General features: G+C 36.7%; 22 protein-coding genes. 4 read left to right on the forward strand and 18 right to left on the reverse strand.

The genetic code is table 11. From position 1 onward, the window contains the following. The first annotated feature begins 101 nt into the window (after positions 1 to 101). The gene (locus E4N80_RS11650) at positions 102 to 1,898 is read left to right on the forward strand and encodes a leucine-rich repeat domain-containing protein (protein WP_366796981.1); all 1,797 of its coding nucleotides are present in this window, start codon (positions 102 to 104) and stop codon (positions 1,896 to 1,898) included. A gap of 12 nt (positions 1,899 to 1,910) precedes the next feature. Here the strand turns inward: E4N80_RS11650 and E4N80_RS11655 are convergent, their stop codons facing one another. Together E4N80_RS11655 and gltX are read right to left on the reverse strand one after the other, a co-directional pair. After that, positions 1,911 to 2,975 carry an adenylate/guanylate cyclase domain-containing protein gene (locus tag E4N80_RS11655; protein ID WP_253699342.1) on the reverse strand — a complete coding sequence of 355 codons (1,065 nt, stop codon included), beginning with the start codon at positions 2,973 to 2,975 and terminating at the stop codon, positions 1,911 to 1,913. A gap of 55 nt (positions 2,976 to 3,030) precedes the next feature. Then, the gene (gltX, locus tag E4N80_RS11660; RefSeq protein WP_253699343.1) at positions 3,031 to 4,551 is read right to left on the reverse strand and encodes a glutamate--tRNA ligase; all 1,521 of its coding nucleotides are present in this window, start codon (positions 4,549 to 4,551) and stop codon (positions 3,031 to 3,033) included. A 125-nt stretch (positions 4,552 to 4,676) separates the two neighbouring features. On the opposite strand from gltX, the gene E4N80_RS11665 reads away from it, so the two are divergent. Beyond that, on the forward strand, positions 4,677 to 5,699 hold the full coding sequence (locus E4N80_RS11665; protein WP_253699344.1) for a hypothetical protein: 1,023 nt from the start codon (positions 4,677 to 4,679) through the stop codon (positions 5,697 to 5,699). Positions 5,700 to 5,864: 165 nt separating this feature from the next. Here the strand turns inward: E4N80_RS11665 and E4N80_RS11670 are convergent, their stop codons facing one another. Both E4N80_RS11670 and rsmI read right to left on the reverse strand, forming a co-directional pair. Continuing rightward, positions 5,865 to 6,143 carry a flagellar biosynthesis anti-sigma factor FlgM gene (locus tag E4N80_RS11670; RefSeq protein WP_366797305.1) on the reverse strand — a complete coding sequence of 93 codons (279 nt, stop codon included), beginning with the start codon at positions 6,141 to 6,143 and terminating at the stop codon, positions 5,865 to 5,867. A 73-nt stretch (positions 6,144 to 6,216) separates the two neighbouring features. Further along, positions 6,217 to 6,873, reverse strand: a complete 657-nt coding sequence (gene rsmI / locus E4N80_RS11675; RefSeq protein ID WP_253701066.1) for a 16S rRNA (cytidine(1402)-2'-O)-methyltransferase — start codon at positions 6,871 to 6,873, stop codon at positions 6,217 to 6,219. 76 nt (positions 6,874 to 6,949) lie between these two features. Here rsmI and E4N80_RS11680 point away from each other — a divergent pair, with 76 nt between their 5' ends. Both E4N80_RS11680 and E4N80_RS11685 read left to right on the forward strand, forming a co-directional pair. After that, positions 6,950 to 7,360, forward strand: a complete 411-nt coding sequence (locus E4N80_RS11680) for a hypothetical protein (protein ID WP_253699346.1) — start codon at positions 6,950 to 6,952, stop codon at positions 7,358 to 7,360. Between the two features lie 2 nt (positions 7,361 to 7,362). After that, positions 7,363 to 8,958 carry an ATP-binding cassette domain-containing protein gene (locus E4N80_RS11685; RefSeq protein WP_253699347.1) on the forward strand — a complete coding sequence of 532 codons (1,596 nt, stop codon included), beginning with the start codon at positions 7,363 to 7,365 and terminating at the stop codon, positions 8,956 to 8,958. Here E4N80_RS11685 and E4N80_RS11690 read toward each other — a convergent pair. The 14 genes from E4N80_RS11690 to E4N80_RS11755 form a co-directional block, all read right to left on the reverse strand. Continuing rightward, a complete protein-coding gene (locus E4N80_RS11690) occupies positions 8,955 to 9,944 on the reverse strand; it encodes an asparaginase (RefSeq protein WP_253699348.1) in 990 nt (329 codons plus the stop codon). The two genes, E4N80_RS11685 and E4N80_RS11690, sit on opposite strands and share 4 nt — an antisense overlap. Positions 9,945 to 10,071: 127 nt before the next feature. After that, positions 10,072 to 10,269 (reverse strand): hypothetical protein, encoded by a 198-nt coding sequence (locus tag E4N80_RS11695; protein ID WP_253699349.1) that lies wholly within the window; start codon positions 10,267 to 10,269, stop codon positions 10,072 to 10,074. Positions 10,270 to 10,328: 59 nt separating this feature from the next. After that, the gene (locus tag E4N80_RS11700) at positions 10,329 to 11,501 is read right to left on the reverse strand and encodes a Shedu immune nuclease family protein (RefSeq protein WP_253699350.1); all 1,173 of its coding nucleotides are present in this window, start codon (positions 11,499 to 11,501) and stop codon (positions 10,329 to 10,331) included. 102 nt (positions 11,502 to 11,603) lie between these two features. Beyond that, entirely contained in the window at positions 11,604 to 12,401 is a 798-nt protein-coding gene (locus E4N80_RS11705; protein WP_253699351.1) for a TM2 domain-containing protein, read from the reverse strand. Between the two features lie 174 nt (positions 12,402 to 12,575). After that, positions 12,576 to 13,190 (reverse strand): L-2-amino-thiazoline-4-carboxylic acid hydrolase, encoded by a 615-nt coding sequence (locus E4N80_RS11710; RefSeq protein ID WP_253699352.1) that lies wholly within the window; start codon positions 13,188 to 13,190, stop codon positions 12,576 to 12,578. Next, positions 13,187 to 14,953, reverse strand: coding sequence for an ABC transporter ATP-binding protein (locus tag E4N80_RS11715; RefSeq protein ID WP_253699353.1), 1,767 nt, complete (start codon positions 14,951 to 14,953; stop codon positions 13,187 to 13,189). The genes E4N80_RS11710 and E4N80_RS11715 overlap by 4 nt, the downstream gene beginning before the upstream one ends. Beyond that, entirely contained in the window at positions 14,950 to 16,743 is a 1,794-nt protein-coding gene (locus E4N80_RS11720; protein WP_253699354.1) for an ABC transporter ATP-binding protein, read from the reverse strand. Before E4N80_RS11720 ends, E4N80_RS11715 begins: the two co-directional genes overlap by 4 nt. An 80-nt stretch (positions 16,744 to 16,823) precedes the next feature. Then, positions 16,824 to 17,432: an HD domain-containing protein gene (locus tag E4N80_RS11725; protein WP_253699355.1), complete on the reverse strand. Its 609-nt coding sequence runs from the start codon at positions 17,430 to 17,432 to the stop codon at positions 16,824 to 16,826. Positions 17,433 to 17,586: 154 nt separating this feature from the next. Next, positions 17,587 to 18,591, reverse strand: a complete 1,005-nt coding sequence (locus tag E4N80_RS11730) for a leucine-rich repeat protein (RefSeq protein ID WP_253699356.1) — start codon at positions 18,589 to 18,591, stop codon at positions 17,587 to 17,589. 102 nt (positions 18,592 to 18,693) lie between these two features. After that, positions 18,694 to 19,095: a type II toxin-antitoxin system VapC family toxin gene (gene vapC, locus E4N80_RS11735; protein ID WP_002681217.1), complete on the reverse strand. Its 402-nt coding sequence runs from the start codon at positions 19,093 to 19,095 to the stop codon at positions 18,694 to 18,696. Beyond that, entirely contained in the window at positions 19,092 to 19,289 is a 198-nt protein-coding gene (locus E4N80_RS11740; RefSeq protein WP_002676626.1) for a hypothetical protein, read from the reverse strand. Before E4N80_RS11740 ends, vapC begins: the two co-directional genes overlap by 4 nt. A 164-nt stretch (positions 19,290 to 19,453) precedes the next feature. Next, positions 19,454 to 20,923 (reverse strand): ABC transporter ATP-binding protein, encoded by a 1,470-nt coding sequence (locus tag E4N80_RS11745; RefSeq protein ID WP_253699357.1) that lies wholly within the window; start codon positions 20,921 to 20,923, stop codon positions 19,454 to 19,456. Continuing rightward, complete coding sequence (locus E4N80_RS11750) at positions 20,920 to 21,624, reverse strand: energy-coupling factor transporter transmembrane component T family protein (protein ID WP_253699358.1); 705 nt, start codon at positions 21,622 to 21,624, stop codon at positions 20,920 to 20,922. Before E4N80_RS11750 ends, E4N80_RS11745 begins: the two co-directional genes overlap by 4 nt. Beyond that, complete coding sequence (locus tag E4N80_RS11755; RefSeq protein ID WP_253699359.1) at positions 21,625 to 22,227, reverse strand: MptD family putative ECF transporter S component; 603 nt, start codon at positions 22,225 to 22,227, stop codon at positions 21,625 to 21,627. Positions 22,228 to 22,234: the final 7 nt, after the last annotated feature.

The raw sequence follows: 22,234 nt of genomic DNA on the forward strand, positions 1-22,234 counted from the left end.
TACGGTTTCCTGTTTCAAGTTGATAAAGTCTTGACATCATTTTGAAAAAACGGCATCATAGCCTTATCATGCTTAATTATTTTAATGAGAGGTTTTGTTTTATGGGTATAAAAAAACTAAAGAAAACTATAATTTTTATGAGCTTTATTTTTCTTGCTGCGGCTTGTTCGGATAATAAGCCGGAGAAAGAACAAGATATAAAAACTGTTGACAGCAAAAACGATGTTAAAGAAGAAGAACCCATAAATTTGCCGAATACTGAATCTATAAGCTTGACCACGGCAAAGTCAAAGGGTGAAAAAATAAAGCTTAGGGTTGAAAGATTTGTTTCCAACCGTGAGCCTATCTGGATAGATTTAAATTCAAATAAAAAAATGGATGAAAATGAAGATATAACGCCTTTTGTTGTACCGGGTATGTCCGCTTATCGTGATTATACTATTGATAGTGAGGTTATAACTATATACGGTAAAATAAATAGGTTTTTTTGTGAGGAAAACCGTATAACAAGTATTGATTTAGCTAATAATCCCTCATTAACACATCTTTCTTGTTCCGATAATAACCTTCAAGACTTATCTCTTATAAATAACAGGAATCTGGTATATTTATCTTGCGGTAAAAATAATTTGACTTCTATAGATTTTAGCCAAAATTTCGATTTAAAAGAAATTTTTTGTGATGAAAATCTAATCAGAGAACTCGATGTTTCTCATATTAGGGGGTTAACAACTTTAGAAGCTCAAAAAAACAAATTGAAATTTCTCGATATGTCGAAAAATACATCTCTTATAACTTTATATTGCTATGAAAATGAGCTGACATATTTAAATACGGATAATTGTAAAGATTTAAAGTTTCTTGCTTGTTCCGAAAATGCTCTTACATCCATAGATATAAGTTCAAATCCTATTTTACGTAAATTATGGTGTGCAAATAATAAACTTAAAAATATCGATTTATCTAAAAATGTGAACCTCACATTTCTTGTGCTGAATAATAACTTATTATCGGAGGTGGACATAAGCAATAATCCCGGCTTAAAAGAGTTTTGGTGCTATAAAAATAATCTATCCAATTTATCTTTAGATGGTCATGAGAATCTTGAAATATTATCTTGTTATGATAATCAACTGAATTCGCTTGATATTTCTCATCTTCCGGAATTACAAGAATGCTATTGCTACAATACAAATATAAGCGAGCTGGATGTATCTAAAAATACTAAGTTGATAAGATTGTCTTGCGGCAAAAATAATCTTTCTCAAATAAACTGTTCTAATCTTAAAGATCTTGAGTTTCTTTATGTATCGGAAAACAACCTTACAGCTTTGGATATAAGGCAAAATTTAAATCTTACGGAGCTTAATTGTGGAGGAAATATGTTGACAGAATTGAATATAAACAGTAATAGAAAACTAAAAGAATTATATTGCAGAAATAATAAACTAAAGGCTCTTAATACATCTAATAATGTAAAATTAATTTATCTATACTGTAAACAAAATGAAATTACAGATATCGATCTTACAAAAAATACGGAATTGCAGTTTTTGTCTGTAAGCGAAAACCGTTTGAAATTTTTGAATTTACGAAATAATGTAAAATTGGAAAAGCTATGGTGTGACGATAACTTACTCATGGGGCTTAGTGTTTTAAATAATAAGAATATAAAACTTATATCTTGTTATAATAACCAAATAAAAGAAAAAGAGATGGATAGGCTCATAAAGTCTTTGCCAACCCATTCAAGCGAAGAAAATGGAAGATTCTACGTAGTCGATAGACGGGAAAATAGTACAGATAATAATATCTGTACTATTCAGCAGGTTAATGATGCAAAGAAAAAACATTGGAATGTTCTAAAATCCGATAGCGGCGAATTTACGGGCCATTAAAAATTTTATAGGCTATTCTTTAACCATTATGTGGTAAATCGTCGATTCTTCTTTTATTCCCTTAAAAGTAATACGTTGCCGCTGAACTTTGTTTGTAATTGCAGCTATGGATTTTTGTATTTCGTGATTGTTAAAAAGTTCTTCTGAAATTACTACCTCATTCGGCTGAGCTGCATTTTGGATGCGGGCTGCCGTGTTGACGCTTGTGCCGAAATAGTCTAAGCGGTTGTTTAAGGTAACAACCAGGGCGGGGCCTGCATGAATTCCGATTTTAACTTCAATTTTTTCAATTTCGGGGTTGTTTTTATAGTGCTCGTGTAATTCTTTTTGAGCCTCAATGCTTGCATCTACGGCATTTTTAGAATTCATAAAAACTCCCATAATTGCGTCTCCTATGGTTTTTACCGGTACACCTCCGAACTTTTTTATTACATCAAATAGAATTATAAAATGATCCCTGACAAGGGCAAAGGCCTTTGCATCTCCTAACTCAGAATACATAAGGGTTGAGCCTTTAATATCCGTAAACAGAATTGCAGCTTTCATTACTTGGAGGGATTGCCCCGGTATTAAAACATCCGATCCCATGAGGTCCCTGTAAAGGTTGTTTTGAATTAAATCGATTCCCTTTATGGAATTAGGTGTTTTCCATGTAAGATAGTTTCCTGCATTTACATCAGTTTCTATTTTTGCAAGATAGTTTTCCTTTAATGAAGGTTCCAAGGGTAGTATATTCGGGTGAATGGAGAAGAAAACTTCAATATTGTCGTCTAATGTATTGTTAAAGTTCTTTTGACAAGCCGGACAATAGTTTTCTGAAACGGCTTCATGTATTGAAAGGGTTTCATGAGCTACACTTCCGCAGGTCGGGCAATGATATATCCAGTCGATTATAAAAAAACCGTCATATACGCCTTGGATAAAAATATTTAAGGCTGTTTCCCTGCTTAGATTTAATTCTTCTGCAAGACCGTACACGTCTATGTGAAATAATTTTTCTTCTTGCAGTGCCGATAAGGATGCAGCAATTTTATCTGCTGCTTCTTGATTTTGATTGTATTGTAAATTTAAATTCATAAAATAACTCCGAAGATTTAACCCGGAGTTATTATAAAAGTTACAAATTCGATATTTAAAACCTTTCTGCTATAGCTTTTTCGATGCGTTTAATAGCTTTTTCTATCCCTAAAATTTGGATTGAACCTACAAGGGGCGGGCTTATTCTGCTGCCGGTAACAGTCATTCTGACAGGCATCATAAAGTCTCCCATCTTAATACCCATAGCATCGGCTTCCGCCCTAAAAACTTCTCCGCCTGCATGGTCGTCAAGACCTGCAATTTTGGGCATTACTTCGATTGCCATTTGGAGAACGGTTTTTGTAGTTTCGGCATCAAGTTTTTTCGGTATTATTTCTTCTGCCTGAGGAACTGCCGGTTCTTCAAAGAGAAAGCGTACCATTTCGGTTATTTCGCTTAAAAGGTGAAGTCTCTCTTTTACCAAAGGCATCACCTTCATTAAAACTTCTTTTTGTTCTTGGGTCGGCTTTAAATAGGTCTGATTTTCAAAACGGCATCCGGCTTTTTTCAGCTCTTCTTCATTTATCTTTCCGAAAAGGCCTGAATTTGCAATATAGGGCCATGTAAGAGCAAAGAGTTCTTCATCGGTTTTTTCCCGCATATACTGACCGTTAAACCACTCCAGCTTTTTATAGTCGAATACGGCCGGGGCCTTGTTTAAATGCTTAATGTCAAAGAGTTTTTCCAAGTCTGAAAGACTGTACATATCACGGCCGTCTTCATAAGAACAGCCAAGCATAGCAACATAATTGATAATAGCTTCTTTTAGGTAGCCCTTATTTCTGAATTCGTTGCAGCTGGTGGCTCCGTGCCGTTTTGAAAGCTTTTGTCCGTCATTTCCCATAACCATGGGAAGGTGGCAAAATTGGGGCGGCTCCCAGCCGAAGGCCTTGTACATTATAACATGCATGGGGGTGGAAGGAAGCCATTCTTGGGCACGCATAACATGGGTTATGCCCATGAGGTGGTCATCTACGATGTTTGCCAAGTGATATGTCGGGAACCCGTCGCTTTTTAAAAGGATCTGGTCGGGGTTTATATCTTCATTTTTCCATTCAATATCGCCTAAAAGGGCATCTGTAAATTTGGTGCTGCCTTCAAGAGGAACTTTTAAGCGGATAACATAGGGAACGCCTTCGTCCATTTTAGCCTTAATCTCTTCATCGGTTAAATTGCGGCAAGCCCTGTCATAGCCCGGAGGCATCTTGTTCATTGTTTGAATTTTTCGGATTCTGTCGAGCCTTTCCGAATCGCAAAAGCAATAGTAAGCAAAGCCCTTATCAACAAGCTCTTGGGCGTATTTTCGGTAAATATCGAACCTTTGAGACTGAATATAGGGTGTACAGGGGCCGCCCTTCGGTCCGCCTTCATCCCATTCAAGGCCGAGCCATTCAAGGGTATCATAAAGGTTCTGTTCATATTCTTCGCTGTACCTTGTTCTGTCGGTATCTTCAATACGCAAAACGAATTTTCCGCTTTTTGAGCGGGCAAAAAGATAATTAAACAAGGCTGTACGGACTCCGCCTATGTGCTGAAAGCCGGTGGGAGAGGGAGCATATCTGACTTTAACTTGCATAGTTACAAAACCTCCTAACTGTTATAGATAATGTCAAGTTTATTAAGGGGCTTATTATACATTTTTTTAGCCTTAGGTGCAAGGCTAAATTAAAGCTTATTTTTTTTAAGCCGATACAGGTACTAATGAAGACTTCTCTTATTAAATTTGCCGTTAGGTTAGTGTTTTTTTTATTTTGTGTTTCAGCCGTTTTTTCCGAGTCTGGAGATATAAAGCAAAATATTCCGGTTGCTTCGATGTCTCCTAAGTGGGAGCCCTTGTTTCCGTCAGCTTTGTGGGTAAAAAATATCCCAATCAAACAAGAAGTTCTGATACATACCGTAAAAACAAAAGAAGAAATGGATGCTTCTCTTAAATTTGATGAATCAAAGCTGCAATCCGTTTTATTAAATAATGATATTTTTGCTCTTTATGGAAAACCGGGGGCCTATACTATGGGCATTTTAGGAAGATATTCTCCTGAAGAAATCGAACCGATTATGAATGAGTTTGCAGCAACTTATGATGAAGCAAATAAGGAAAGAGGAATTATATCGGCTTTTTATTTAATTTACGGAACATGTTGGCCGGGAGGAGATATAGGTCTTCTCCGTATGTCTACTGTAAAAAAATATATAGAATTTGCTGCCGAAAGGGGTTGGTATGTATTTATTGACCATCAAATCGGAAAATATACGGTAGAACAGGCTATGAACGCAATTTTGCCTTTTTTGAAGTACTCAAACGTGCATTTGGCTTTGGATCCCGAATGGCGTACAACCGAACCGATGAAGGTAATCGGCTCCGTCACGGGTGATGAGATAAACAAAGCTCAGGCAATGATGGATAAATATATAAAAGAAAATAATATTACAGGCAGAAGAATGCTTGTAATTCATCAGTTTAATGCTATAATGATTAAAAAAAGAGCTAATGTAAGAAGCGATTATGAAAGAGTGCAGCTTATTCATTGTGCGGACGGCTTCGGTTCTCCTCAATTAAAGAAAGATTCTTATGCTTATAATGCTCTCGCACAAAATATTCCGCTTAAGTCTTTTAAGCTTTTTTCAAAACCGACTGTTGCAGGTGCAGGTTATGACCAGCCCATGATGACCCCGGAAGAGGTTTTTAGCTTAAACCCGCGCCCTTATCTCATAATGTATCAATAAAAACCAGTAAAGATGTATAAAACCCAATCAACAACCCCGGCGCACAAATAAAAAAGGCTGTAAGCTCATAAAGAGATACAGCCTTTATTGTTTGAAAGATGATATTGAAACCATGATGCCGATTCGGCACGGCTTATCCGTACCTTCATCAATAAATTATTCTAATTAAAATCCTAAAGAGTCTAAAATTTTATCTGCTGTTTGATCCAGAATACTGTCTACATATGAAGGATCTTGAAGTTTTCTTGCAACTTCTTCTATTTTTTCTCGGCGGATATCCGGAGCAGCCTTTACTGCATCCATCGCAAAATAAATTTCCGATAATTTTTGAGCTTCAGGAGATACTTGCACTGAATCGGAAACTTCTACCTTTTCCATTCTTCTTGGTTTTTGAGTGTTTTGTAAATTTTTGATCGGATCAATTCCGCCCAATTTTTCTATCATCATATTTTCCTGCCTTCCTAACCGATTATCGGTTAGTTTTAGTCAAAAGTTAAGGTTTTATTTTTACAAAAGTCTATTTTCCTGTAACAAAAACCGAAAACTCCCCTTTTATCGAGGGTCTTTTTTCAAAATTTTGCAAAACTTCAGCTGCCGGACCCTTGATAATCTCTTCATGGAGTTTTGTAAGCTCCCTTCCTACAATAAGTTCTCGGTTACTATCTATTTCGGCAATATCGGCTAATAGCTTTACAATTCTATAGGGAGATTCGTATAAAACAAAACCTGCCCCGAAATCAAACAGCTCTTGAAGCCTTCGTTTGCGTTTTCCGGCCTTAGGCGACAAAAAACCCTCAAAAACTACCGTTTTGTCGTAGGTTCCTGCTATACTCATTATAGCACCAAAGGCTGAAGCACCCGGAATAGGAATTATTGTATGCCCTGCTTCCCTTGCCATCCTTACTAAAATAGAACCCGGATCGCTGATTGCCGGTGTTCCCGCATCGCTTGCATAGGCTACTTTTTTCCCTTCATCTAAAAGTTTTACAATTTTTTCGGAGGCAGAGGCTTCATTTACAGCCCTGCACGAAATTAAAGGCTTTGAGATCTCATAATGAGTTAAAAGGCCTAAAGTGTGCCTCGTATCCTCGCAGGCGATAAAATCGGCTTCTTGAAAAGTCTCTAAAGCTCTAAAACTGATATCTTTTAGATTGCCTATAGGAGTGGCAACCACAAATAAAATTCCCACTTATTCATTATATCATAGTTTTAGTATTGAATCAATAGAAAAAAAAGTGTATGATGTATTTATGACGGATTTACAGCCTTTATCATGGATGATATTAGTTTTTATAGGCCTCTTTTTAATTGTATTCGCTTATGTTCTTTTTAATGCATCTGCGAAACATGCAAGCGGCAAAAAAATCAGGCAAACGGGAAAAAAAGGGTCCCCAGGAGTTTGCCCTGTTTGCGGTACACTTTTGGCTAGAGATGAACAGGTAAAATCGGCTGTGTATCCGGGATCGGATGATAGATTATGCTATATATACGGCTGTCCGCATTGTTATCCCGGTTGTGAAAACGGTGTGCAGCGTCAATGTCCTGTTTGTCATAAGACTGTTCCAAATGAAGCTCATCTAATTGCAAGATACTTTGACCGAAAAAAAGGAAAAAAGCGGGTTCACATTCTAGGTTGTTCAAACTGCCGTTTTATGAGTTGAGGATGGGGAAAAATTCTTTTACACTAAAATATCTTTTTAAAAATAAAGTATCTATTTTTTTTGTAATTTTTTTGACCATTGCAGCTTCTTTCTTTAATGTCGGTACGGCTTTTTTACTAAAACTCATTGCCGACTCGGTTCTCAATTACGAATTGAATAAAATGATTCTTCTTGGAGGCTGTACTGTAGTTTATATTTTTGTTGCCGTTTTATCCGATTTTTTGGCTCATTATTCCCGTATTAAATTTTGCAAGAATATTTCATACTTATTAAAAAACGATATTGTTTTTAATCTTTTGAATAAAAGCGTTCTTCATAAAGAAAAAAAATCTTATTCCGATTATCAATCCTTATTATTAAATGATATTTTAAGTTTGGAGCAAAACTATTTTGAGGCTATTTTATCGTGCCTATATCAAGCTCTTAACTTGGTTTTTTCATTTTTGGCAATTTTATACATTCAGCCGTTTTTTTTACCTGTTATTTTGGTTATATGTATTCTGCCGATTTTATTTCCTAAATTGACACAAAATAAACTTGAAATCTTGCAAAAAAATAAATCCGAAACCCGTTCGTTTTTTATAAAAAAATTAAGCGATGTATTGAACGGTTTTAGACCAATTAAAATGTATGGAGCTGAAGCGGCCGGTGTAAAATATTCCGATGATTCAAATTATGATTATACCCAAGCCGAAATAAAACTTGCAAAGCGTGAAAATCTTATTATGTCATCAGCTTTCGGCCTAGGGCTTTTAATTATTCTTTTGACATGGGTTTCAGGGGCGTTTTTTATCAGAGCCGGGCTTTTGACTTTTTCCGGTTTGATAGCTCTTACCAAAATTGCCGAATCGATTGCCGGGCCTTTTCAAATTATAGGTGAAAGATATGCCGGTATAATGTCTTCTAAAGCTATCAAAAAAACTATAAAATCAGTTTTACAAGAAAAAGAAGATATTTATAAAATAAAAGATTTTAAAGAAATACGGATTAAAGATTGTGTAATTGTTAAAGAAGAAAAGAAATGTCTGCAGATAGAAAATTTATCCTTAAAAGCAGGGGATAGAATTCTTGTAACAGGAGTAAGCGGTTCCGGAAAAAGTACCTTACTTAATGTTTTAGCAGGATTTGAAAAAAATATGGGCAAGCTTTATATTGATGAAGTTTTACAAGAAGCCGATATTAATCTTTCAAACCATATTTTTATGCTGGAGCAAAAAACTCATATTTTTGATGCCGGCTTAATCGATAATATTACATTGTTTGATACGGCAAATAATGCGGCCGCCGAAGATGCAATAAAAAAACTTAATATAGCCTATTTAAGTACAAAGATGGAAAATCAAAAGCAATTTTCAGGCGGGGAAGAGCGGCGTATAGATTTTGCAAGATTGCTTATAAGAAATTTAAGCGAAAAAATAGTTTTACTTGATGAACCGTTTTCAGGACTGGATCTGCAAAATACCGAAAATATGATAAGAATAATAAATGAACTAAATCCTAAAATTTTAATTTTAACAGCTCATGAGGCGGACCAATTAGGCGGTCTAAATTACAACCGCCTTTTAAGAATAGAAAATACCGAATTAAAAGAAATTTAAAACTGAGGGACAACCTCTCCCGCTATTTCACCTCTGTGATTTTTGATGTTTTTATCGGCAATGCTATCAAAATATTCGTAATCGGCTTTATCGATTACGCCAAGTTTTTTTAACAAGTGAACCAAAACGATATCTCTGGTTTTTGAAATTCCGTCATAGGTTTTGACGGCAATACCGTATTTTTTATCGGGTAAAAGGCCGCCGAAATATCCGTTTGCTCCCGATTTTACAACAAGTTTTCCGGGATATTTTTTGACCAAAAGATGGTCTATTCTATCAGTACCGGAAGTGTATTCGGAACAGGCTGTTATGGAATCTATTATGTCTTTTGCATGAGTAGATACATTTTGAGGCAAATTTTCATAGTCGGCCATTCTTGCCATTCCGAATGCAAAATTGTAAAGGGGCAGAGAGTGGACGGGAACTCCGCAGCCGTCAACCGAGATATTATCATCGGGAATCTTGCAATCGCAAATCAGCTCTATCATTTCCCGTATTTTTTGCTGAACGGGGTGCTGAGGCTTGTAATAATCGTCAGTAGAAGCTTTCATCAATACGGCTGCCGCCAGCATACCGGAATGCTTTCCGCTGCAATTATTGTGAATATCGCGAGGTTTTTCGTTATTTACCTTCATTCTCAATTCTACTTCCGGTTTAAACGGATAGTGAGGGCCGCACTTTAAAGCTCCTTCGTCAAGCCCGATTTTTTTTAATATTCCCGTTACGGTTTTTATATGAAAATCTTCGCCTGAATGGGAGGCACAGATTTGAGCTATTTCTTCATGGCTTAGATTGAACTTTTTCTTGGCACCCAATGAAAGAGGCACCATAGCCTGAATAAGTTTTGCACTTGAGCGCGGAAAGGAAACTTCCTTTGGGTCTCCTGCCGAGTATACAATCTTGCCGTCCTTATCGACTACGGCGATTGAACCGAATGTATAAAGGTCTTCAATTTTGCCCCTATAAGATTTTAAAAGTATTTCCATTTTGGTCTCCTATTGGTGTATAAGGTTTATGAATTCTATTATAGTTTATGCATATAGTCAATAGCAATTATATGCAAAATTCTATTGTTGATAATATAAAATTGATGGTTGAATAAAGCCTTACTCCCTATAAGCCTCTGTAAAGTTTTTTATAATATGCATTGGTTTTCATTAAAACCTCATGGGGAGCAAAGCCGTAGATTTGGAATTCGACTTTTGCATCTATATCAGTGATTGAAACTATTGGAATATTGTTTATCTTTATGCTTGTACTTGTATTAAGGAATCTGTCCGGTTGCTGTGATGCTTTTGTATGTAAATTCAAAATGATATTCTGCCAAATCTCTTCTTCTAAAAATATTTAATGTCAGGTTGAAGCGGGTGTTAGATTTTTATTAAACTATATTTTGTTTTAATTGCTTCAAGAAAATCATCATAAAGAATTACCTGAACATTCTTTAACGCACTAGAAAGAAGTCTAAAACTTTTAATACTTTTTGGATTTGTTAATAAAGTTCTCCGGCTAATTAGGACAAAACCTCTTGGTCTTATAATTTTAAGATCTAATCCCTCTTCCTTAAAATTAGCAATCAATGCATTTGCGTTGTTTTCCATTTCATAAATATATTTTTCAACCTGTGCTATTGCTTTAGATGCATCTTCTGACCAATAATAATTATCATGACTTTTGTCATATTTAATACATTCAAAATCCGGTCTTTTAATTTCAAATATATCTACAAATTGAAATTGATCGATCAATAAAAAATCAGGTAATGTGATTTTAGTTGATATGTTACTTTTTTCTATAAGTTGAATATATGAAGAATTAAAAAACAACATATTTTCTTTTAGAAAAGTTTGCCAATCACTTTCTTTTTGTGTTTTTTTTGCTAATAAGTTTTCATACTGTTTAATTATTGATGTCAATTTTATTTTCGTTGCTTTATTCTTTATGTCTGTAAATAAAAGTTTATCAAGTACGGTTCTATTAATTGTTGTAGATTTATCCATTAGGGACGGTATAATCTTTGCTATTTCTTGAATATCTTGGATAGAGAGATTGCTGATAATATCTTTTGTTTGTAATGCTTTACTAATTGTATTTTTAATATATTGTGATTTATTATTGACGGGGAATATTTTAGGGAATAATCGACTTAATCCTTGTGAGCTTATTTCTTTTAATCGAAAAGAGTTTTCACGATAAATTTCATTACAGGAGGCAAGATATTCTTCATAATCATTCTTTGCAATCGAAATACTAGTACGCTTTGTTTTTTTTGTTATTTTTGTTTCAACTGAATCTGACACCGTAATTGATTCTATTTCTCCAAAGGTTTCTGCTAATGTATAATAAAAAGGCTTCATTGCTCGAGCAAAACCAAATCCATTCGAATTCAACGATGTTGGTTTTTTTGTATATCCTGAAAAAATAAGTTTTTTGATTACTTTTCCCTGTGCGCCTTTTGGATTAAAAACATATTCATAGTATTTATTATCACGATCTACTTTCCAAACAATAATACCTTCTTTTGTTTTTTTCTCAACCGTCATTTTTTCTCCTTTGCACTACGAATGTGGTGTTAATCTAACATTCGTTTAACCTGCATTTGCGGCTCGTCCGCAATGTCAGCTTGAAGCGGGTATTAGGACAATCTACCAATCTCTCACTAAATTTTTTTCAGAATCCTTCATTCTTCCAAAAACTGCAAGAATGAAATCTATGCTGTTTACAAGCACTGATATACTTACAAAACAGATTAATAATATAATAAATACGCTTCTATCTATAAGAAGAAGTGAATACCAATAGCGAAAAATCAAAAAAAATTCAGTAACAATAATCAATCCAAGTAATAATTTTCCAATACCTATTACCGTTCGTCCTATATAGAATCTATCAATTCCTAAAAAACCTAAAAATGCAGAATAAAGTATTAAAGAAGTTCTGCTTTTTGGTGAAATTCTTTTATCATTTTTTATTTCCAAATATCGGCTTTCGCTCTTTACAATCATACTACCTGCTGATAAAATAAAAGAAATATTTCTTATCAGAATAAATATATATAAAATGGAATTCTGTGCAGAATTAAATGCAGAAAAAAATGTAAGGTAATTTACTCCTTTCTGTGACATAGCGATAAATAAGGCGGAAACAGAAAAAGGATTATCAAATATTATTGTTATGAGAATATAAAAATAAAGTGTTAGAATTCCATACTCCCTTTCATTTGAATTACTTTTTAAACAGAAAATTCCCAGTAAAAAGAAAAAAATAAAGTTCTTAATAATTTCTTGCCATGGAATAATAAATATATCTTTATACTCATCTAATGATGACAAATATATTCCTACAATACTTTTTTGAAAAAAAATTAAAAGAATTATTGCAATAATTAAACTTAGTTCTGTCCAAAATGCAATTAATCCTGTAACTTTTGAAAACTTATTCATTAATTCTCCTGAATTTTGCACGCGTTAGGCATGTCGTCCTAACTTCCGCTTCAGCTATTCTTTATTATATAGCAAAAAATAACTTATTGCAACATAAAAATAATAGAAATTTATAAATCATATCCTGTCTATATCGCATTGAATGTCTAGACCGCCCCGGTTTAGGCCATGAGTTTAAAACCCCTTCACGGTCTTTGTCTTAGAATGAAAACAAAAGTCGCATTTTTTACCGCCCATCCCTAATGTTTCGCTCCTATCGAATTGCAATTTTTTGATATTTCCGAATACGATATGATCGCATAAACAAAATATCTCACAGATTTCCGGACAGTTAAAATAAGTACAGGTATCAAACCAAAGACACTTTAAAACATCCGTAGAATACTCTTTCACATTGTCGGCTAATGTTTTACTTATCCAAATTTCTTCACCGGTCATTCCCTTTCTCATAAAAAAACGGAACAGTTTAAAAAAGCCGGGAATAAGAAACAATGTATTCAAAATACGGTGAGCTTTTCCTGCAATATAAAAAGAATATTCTTTTACCAATTCCTTTGCCTCTTGCGCAGGAATTCCTTTGTCGATAAAAGTTTTATAGAGAGCTATGTTTGATATGATACTGCTCTTTTGCCGCTTCTTTTGTTTTTTTGTCCATGCTCCGCGATCGAGTTCCTGAATAAGAAGTTGCATTTTTTCTTTATAGGTTGTGTCTATATGATCTAATATGTGCGGCGTTAATTTTCCTGAATCAACAAAGCCTCTGCGCGAATAAAATCTTTTATATTTCATGCTTCTCTCCGATCAATCTTCCAGCCGATTGCTTCTTCACGGATACCGACAAATCTCCGGTATAGTCCGTCCTGCTGCATAAGTTCGGTATGAGTACCCTGCTGCACAATACGCCCCTCATCAAGCACAATAATTTGATCCGCTTTGCGTACTGTATTCAATCGATGTGCAATCATCAAGAGTGTTTTATTTTTAGTCAGCTCCTCTATGGCTTTTTGTAGCTCGTGTTCATTTTCAGGATCGACACTGGCAGTCACTTCGTCTAAAATAACAACAGGCGCATCCTTGAGAATTGCCCGCGCGATGGAGATACGCTGCTTTTCTCCCCCCGACAGTGTTGCTCCGTTTTCGCCGATTCTAGTTTGATACCCATCCGGCAGTGCAGAGATAAAATCATGACAGCAGGCTTTTTTTGCTGCGGCAATCACTTCGTCCATCGTTGCATCCGGCTTACCGAAACGGATATTGTTTTCTATCGTATCTTCAAATAGGTATACGTGCTGAAATACAATAGAAAAATTTTTCAAAAGACTGTCGCATGTGTAATCCTTAACATTGATACCGCCAAGTAAAATTTCACCATCGTCGACATCCCAAAAGCGAGCAATTAAATTACACAGTGTTGTTTTTCCCGAACCGGATGGACCGATAATCGCGCAGCTTGTTTTTTGCGGCACCGTAAAATTGACATTCCGTATCACTTCTTTTGTGTCATCCCTATCGTAAGAAAAAGAAATATTCCGAACCGTAATGTCATAATTATTCGGAATATGCTCCGTTCCGTTCTCGTCCAATAACGGCATATCCGATATTTCTTCCAACCGGTCAAGGGAGGCATCAACTACCCGTGCAACAGCCGCCGTACTTCCGGCAAGTTCCACAGTTGCATAAATCATAAAACTTGCGACAGTCAGCAACAAACACTTTTCCGGTGTTATGTTTTCATGCATTAAAAGATATGGAACCGTAATCAACATCGCAGCTCTAACCACTTTGAATACTGTTTGAAAAGCAGCTGCGAGTTCGGAGAAAATCTTTTCCAAAATGATATTTGCCGCTGCGCTTTCACTGATTGCTGCATCAACCGTTTTACCGGATTGCTCGCCGAGTCCGAATGCTTTTACCACTGTCATTCCTTGAATGTATTCCAAAATACCGGTTACCAGTTGTGCTTGCGCCGCCTGCCTGCGCGGTGAATATTTTTCTCCCGCAGCTTGTGTTTTTGCATAAATTAAAAACGAGATTAAAAGACCTGCGAGCATCAGCAATCCGATTCTCCATTCATAAACAAACAACCATACATTGATAACAAAGGCGTGAATAAATCCGCCTGCAACCGCTTCCAGCACCGTTACCGCACTTGTTTCGAGATCGCCGAGCGTGGTGGTAACCGCAGCGGTAATGTCTCCTAATCGATGCTCACTAAAATACCCCATCGGTGCGCGCTTTAATTTTTCACCGAGGTTCATCCGCCACTCGCTGCACATGGCAAAACTTCCCAATGTTCTATTTATGGAAGCTATATTGATAAAAACAATTTTGCCTACAACACTGAGCAGCATAATTCCGAGAGATACCCAAATCGTTTTGTACGGCATCCCATTTCCTGAAATGGCGGAAAGAATTCCGGAGAGAACCGTCAGAATTGCCATAATGGGCAGCATTTCAAAAAATGAATTACCGATGTGAAAAATAAAAGAGAGTATCAATCTTCTTTTTTCCGCACCTGAAAAATGCAACAATCGTTTAAACATATTAATCATACAATTTCTCCTAAAGCAGCGGTTGAAGTTAAACTGTTCTCCTTTTTGTCGCTTACGCTGATGTGAGCATTCCAAAGCGTGCGATACAATTCGCACGATTCCAAAAGCGATTGATGAGACCCCTCCGCTTCAATGCGTCCATGATTCATAACGATAATTTTATCCGCCATCGTGATAGTCGAAAGCCGATGCGCAATGACTATCAATGTTTTTCCTGCGACCAGTTCGCCAATAGAACGCTGAATGACAGCTTCGTTTTCGGGGTCGGTAAAAGCGGTCGCTTCATCCAGTACAATGATGGGGCTGTCTTTTAGTATTGCGCGTGCGATTGCAATGCGCTGCTTCTCTCCGCCGGAAAGATTATTCCCTCCGTCTCCTGCGACCGTATCATACCCTTGAGGAAGTGCGCTGATAAAATCGTGACAGCTTGCTTTCTTTGCAGCCTGTTCTATCTCGGCATCCGTAGCGTCCGGTTTTCCAATCCGTATATTTTCCCGAATGGATAAATGGAATAAATAATTATCCTGTGAAACATAGCCAACCCGCTCCATCACTTGCGAAAGCGGAATGTTCCGTACATCGCAGCCGCCTATCATAACCGAACCATTGCTCGCTTCCCAAAACGAGGCGATTAAGCGGGCAATGGTAGATTTTCCCGAACCGGACGGACCGACAAATGCAGTCATCCCATTCGGAACCGCTTGAAATGAAATGTCATGCAGAACTTCCGTATCGCTATATGAAAAAGACACATGCGAAAATGCAATAGTATTTTCTTTAATGGGCACAGCATTCTTCGGACGGTTCATTTCTTCCGCTTCCAACAGTTTCGCAATTTCTTTTACGGTAGAATCTACCATTGCAAGACTGTCCGTGTAACGCAGCGCCTGAATGAGCGGTGCAATAAGACCGAGCGACAAGATGATACAGGATATAAAACTTCCGGCTGATATGCTCCCATGTATGAAAAACCAACAGCCGAGCGGCAGCACACCTAATAAACTGGAAGGAGCAATTGCAATTCCTGCGGCGTAGTAGGGGTTGGTTTTTTTAAACCATTCCGCATTCGAATTCTCTCTTTCCGCTATCGCCTCAGTATATTTCCGATATGATACGGTGCTTTGATTAAAGGCTTTTATCACTTCAATGCCGCCGATGTATTCAACCGTTGCGGCATCCATATTTTTACTTGCTGTAAGAACTTTTGCATACCGTTTTTCGTAGTCCTTTATCATCCCCATATAACAAATAAGACCGAGTGGAAAAGTTGCAAAAGCGGTAAGCGCTAAGCGCCAATCAAGATAAAAGAAATAGACTAACATTAAAAAAGGAATCAGCAGATTTGCCGTCAGTTCCGGTATGATATGAGCAAGCGGTAATTCCAGTTTTTCTACCGTATCAACCAGCATTGTTTTGAATTTACCGGAGGGAGTATCCAATATAAAACCCATCGGAACGCGGGAGAGCTTTGCCGTCAGCTGCATACGGATATTTTTCAGCACGGTAAAGGCCGCACGGTGAGAACGTATCGTAGAAAGTGTCGATAGACAGAGCTGCCCAAGATACCCGGCAAGTGCAATAAGTGCCGTTACAAAAATTGCCTGTAGGGTATAATCCCGTGCGCATATCCGAATGATAAGGCGGGACACGGCAAGGTATGGAACAATTCCAGACGCAGCTCCCAAAACCGCAAAAATCACGGAACTTATTAGAAGACCCTTGCACGGTTTTGCAAGCTCCAATAAATACTGCAAAGCATTTTTTTGATTTGTATGTTCAGAGTTTTTCATTATTGTCTCCTACTAAATAAAATAGCACTGCTATTTTATTTAGTATACATAATTCTTTTTTGACTGTCAAGATAGCAACGCTATTTTTTAATTAAATATCCTTTTTCAACGGCTTTTTCCAATAATTGCAGGACAAAATTCCATATTTTTTCCGAGCCGTCTTTAATATGCATATTCTTATTTATTACCATATCATACGTTATGTTATTTTTCTTCCAAGAATAACCTTCAGACATATAATTTTGAATTATCGGTTCCAATCTATCAAAGACGGAAGCAAATTTTGCTTCATTCGTTTTTCTTTCTTCAAATTCTTCCCATAGGCTTAAAAAATATTTTTTTTGATCCGGTTCCAATAAACCGAAGATTCTATCTGCCGCTTTTTTTTCATCATTATAAGATTCATCTCTTTGTGAAGAATATAAAAAGGTATCTCCTGCATCTATTTCAACGATATCATGGATTAATAGCATTGAAATAACTTTTTCAATATTAACTTCAAAATCGGCATATTCTTTTAACAAAATACACATGATTGAAATTGTCCAAGAGTGTTCGGCATCATTTTCCAATCTTTCGGAATTAAATAATTTTGATTGCCGGAAAATATGTTTAACTTTATCTATTTCTATAATAAAATTAAGTTGATTAACTAATTTATCATTTTGATTAAAATCAATAGTGTTCATCTGTCTAAAGCTCTACAACTTCTGTTTTTGCAATTCTATCGTCTATTCTTTTTGAATCCATTTTTTTCTCCTTTCGTTTTTTATAACATTCGCTTAGCCTGCATTTGCTGCTTGCTCGTTTTGTCGATTTTGAAAACGGTATTAGACGATTATTTTATGATATACCGGCGGGAATCGGTTCTTCATAAATATAACAAAAACCTTCCAGAGGAATTGTTGTACCATCGGAGAATTCAATTTCGCAGCGGAGTTTTATCCAATAATCACCGCACTCATTTATGATAGTGTAATAATCGTTAGTTTCAGAAATGAAGAAATTTGCTGCAGGATATTTTTTTATTGTAATCGTTTTCTTACCTTTCTTCACTTCAATTTCTATGTCACCGGCGCTTTCGTTTTTGTTATGGGCATCATAAAAATGTAAGACGGCTTTTTGATTTTCCCCAGGCTTTTTATTTAGATAAATTTCCATGTCAACTGTGTCAAACGCTCTATGATAATCAGCTTTTGAAAACCGAATAATACCGTATTTTTCTTTAGAATCATTTTCTTTCGGAAGAAAAACTGCATCGTCTTCAAGTATTTTTGCATCATTCCATTTATTCCAAATGTAAGACCATTTTGTCTTATGCGGATTATTAAATATCTTTATGTATTGCAAATTTTCTATATCACCGAATGCAAGCGCACCTACATACTGAACCGATTCCGGAATTTCTATAGATTTCAGCTTAGTTCTGAAAAATGCTTGTTTTTCGATTCGCTCAAGCCCGTCGGGAAGAGTTATATTCTCCATATCTGAGGCAAGACAGAAGGTGATGGTTTTTGTAATTTTCGGCAGTACCAGAGACCTGACATTTTTTAGATTTGTAATGAAAATATTACATTCTTTATTTTTAAATGTACAATTACTCAAATCCAAATCAATAGGACCGATTTTACCTTTTTCATCACTATTACAGGCCAACATCAGATTGTGAATTTTTTCCGACGAAAGTTCATCTTGAATTTTTACGCTTATTTCCTTATTGAGATTAAGGGAGCAAAACTCTGTTACAGTTATTGCCTCATTTGTCTGAATATTCTTAGAATTTTGTGCAAATACTATTTCTCCAAAAATTATAATCAGAAAAATTAGTGTTATAAATTTTCTTTTCATTTTTTATCCTCTGTGCTGTAGGCATCAACTTAATATTCACTTGACCTGCATTTGCGGCTTGTCCTGTTTGTCAGCGTTGAAGCGGATGTTAGGCGGATTTATCTACACGGCCAGCTTTAACTCCGTAATAATTTTAGCTATTTTTACAAAATCATCATCATCGTGTAGAAGCGGAATATTATTTTCAATCGCTGTTTCTGCAATCAGCAAATCTACCGTACTACGAATTGTAAAACCTTTTCTACGGCAACGGAAATTCAACAGAGCTGCATTTTCAAATGATTGAATACCTAATCTTAACGAATACAATGGTACATCAATTAAATAAGATTTCAAAATAGCAAATTCTTTTTCGTCCTTTGCACCTTGCAGAATTTCTTGATAAATAAATTCATTGATACAAAAATGTTTTTCTTCCTCAATCAATTTTTCAAAATATGTGGTACCGACAGTTTTCCTGCCGCGAAAAAAATTGATCAACACGGAAGTATCTACTAAAATCATTGAGAACTCCGCATTGCTTTATAATCATATCCATCAGCAAACTGAATTTTACCTTTTAGATCGGCAATACTATGCTGTCTTTTTTCAGCGGGAAATTCAATTGTTTCCATGTATGAAATAACCATTCGTGCTTGTTCATTATCAAGCATTGCAAAATAATCCATCGCTTTTTTTTTAAGAGCCGTTTCTACCATCAAAAACCTCCTTATAAAAAACACGCCAATAACGTGTGAGCATAACGCATATTAGACCTACTAATATGATATACCAAGATATCAGTTTTTTCAAGCAATAAAAAACATTTTATCTCACCCTTCCGGATGCATATACTGTATTTCAATCCATCATTTTCGTGTTGTTAAAATGTCTCCAGCTGCATTTCAAGTTCATTCTTTTTTTCACCGCACAGTTCTTTGACAATCTTTCCGCCGGATAAAATCAGTACACGCGAACAGATTGTTTTGATAAACTCAATATCATGGGTGATAACGATAACAGTCTTTTTATCGTCCGCCAGCCGCTTGATTATGCGTCCTGCCTCTTGCATGCTTTTAAGATCAAGCCCGCTGGTGGGTTCATCAAAGATAAGGATGTTCTTTCCGCACAGTACACTGACCGCTACTGCAAGCCGCTGCTTTTGTCCGCCGGAAAGGGAAAGCGGATGCCTCCCTTTTAGCCGGTTAAGCGAGAGTTCCGTTAACACTTCATCGATAGCGGGATCCGGAAAATCTTTGATACCTAATCGGCATTCAGCATATACGCTGTCCGTAAAAAGCTGATGACCGACATCCTGCATCACCATATATGAACGCTCTCTCCGCATTTTTCTCGATAGGGGGTTGCCGTCAAAAGATATGCTTCCCGCTGCTTCTTGTGTAAGACCGCATAGCGTACGCGCCAATGTCGTTTTCCCCGCTCCATTTTCTCCCGTTATTGCAATAATCTCTCCTCCTGTTGTAGAAAACGAAATATCTTGTAGGACGGATGTATGCCCTAATTTGACGGTAATATCTTTTACTGCAAAGGTATGCCCGCCGAAAGATACGCTTAAATCGGGAGATACATTTACAGTCTCAGCTTTAACATCAGCAAGATTTCTACAGCGCAATTTCATACTTTTTATCTGTACTTCAGGAAGATCAACAAATGTTTTAATATCCATATCATTAGCAATCTTTCCATTTTCCATAAAAATCACCCTATCAGCTATATCCATCAAATACCATATCCGATGTTCGGCAATGACAATAGTCTTTCCCTGTAATTTGATTTTTTTAATCAGTTCGCTCAGTTCTTTGATAGAATGATAATCCATATTAGACGAAGGTTCATCCAACACAAATATTTCAGGCTCGGCAGCATACACTGAAGCAAATGCGATCTTTTGTTTTTCTCCTCCGGAAAGTTCAAAGATACTGCGTTCGCGCAAGTTTTGTATCTGTAAATCCTCGGTAACTTTTTCAAGACGGCTCAGTAATTGCTCCGGAGGAAGTCCTCGGTTTTCCAAACCGAATACGATTTCACTATCAGTATCGGTATTAAAAAACTGTGTTCTTGGATTTTGAAAGACCGTACCGACGCTATCGGAAAGCTGCGCAATATCCGCTTCCTTGCTGTTCATTCCATTTATAATTGCTTCTCCGGAAAATTCACCTTCAAAAAAATGGGGAATTAAACCGTTAATTAACCGAGTCAATGTTGTTTTACCGCAGCCTGAACCGCCGCAGAGCAGCACGCATTGCCCTTTCGGGATATGCAGAGATATATCATACAAATTATTTTCTTTTGTTCCCTTATAAGAAAAAGAAATATTCCGTAAAGTAATCAAGGAAGAACCGCTCCTTTTACAGTATTAAAAATGATAAGCACAACAAGACTCGAGTAAAGAATGAGCAGCAGTGCATCCCTCATCCGGAAACTTATGTTTTCAAGACAGCTCCTCCGTTCAAGATGATCTATTCCCCGAGTAATAGCAGCCTGTGTTATCTCGTCGGATATTTTTGACGCTGACACAAGCATCGGTACATACACATATTCCATTGTCCGTACCGGATGAAAAAGCAATCCTGCAGGAGACGCCGATATGCCCCGCAAGGACATCGCATCCTTGATAAAACCCCATTCTTCCGTCATTGTCGGAAAATAGCGCAGCGTGATCGACAATGCAATGGTAAAACCTTTCGGCAGGTGTAAGCGGCTGATTGCCGCCAAGAAAGTACTTACCTTGGTTGTCCGGATGAGAAGACTGCCGAGCATAAAACACGGAATGAGTTTGCGTATGTATACGGCAAACATATAGAGAATGCCGCCTGCCGTTACCGGGAGGTGCGGCACTAGCAGCATCGGCAGTGTCAGCAAAATGATAAAGGCCGCACCGCTTTTAAATGCAAGCCGAATATGTTTTGCCTGTAAGAGCAGCAAAAAGGGGATAAATATAAAAGCACCTTCTATCAGCATACTCTCATTCAAAAAAATCGATACACTCGTAATTGCAAGAATGAGTAATTTGGTGCGCGGATCCAAACACATTTACACAATTCCCGCCTTTTCAAAATGTTTTTTCAGCAATTTTTTTCCGATCATTCCGCCTATTATCGCACACACAACCGTTCCCGCTATCATTGCCGGAACCACCCATCGGTTAGCACCGATTGCATTAATGACTTCGGCAAAAGATGAAAAGTCTCCTTTTTTGCGCATAAACGCATCAAACTGAGCGGGCATTACTGCCATCGGTATATACGCCCCCATCGGTGCAAGTGCAAAAATACAATACGCCGTAAGGTTTTTCTTAAAAGATTTAAACTCCCCGAAAGATGCAATACCGTCTGCAATAAAACCGAAGATGATAAAAAAGACCGACATCATCCAAAACATTCCGGTAATAAAGAGCAACAATCCTGCTAAAATCCCCAAAATCGAAATTGCACCCCGTTTTGGAATTTTTGCGGTATATAGCATAAAAATACTGCCCGCAAACAATGCGACAATCATCGGCATAAACGGAAATGTAACCGGTGTCATCTGCGCAACACCGCCGATGATAAAAGCAGCCGCAAAATAAACAAGCGAGAAAACGCCGATAGAAATAAAATCCTTGGTCTGTAATGTGTTAATTTTTTTGTTTTTCATATCCTTC

This window comes from Treponema denticola, assembly GCF_024181605.1.
Lineage (GTDB): Bacteria > Spirochaetota > Spirochaetia > Treponematales > Treponemataceae > Treponema_B > Treponema_B denticola_B.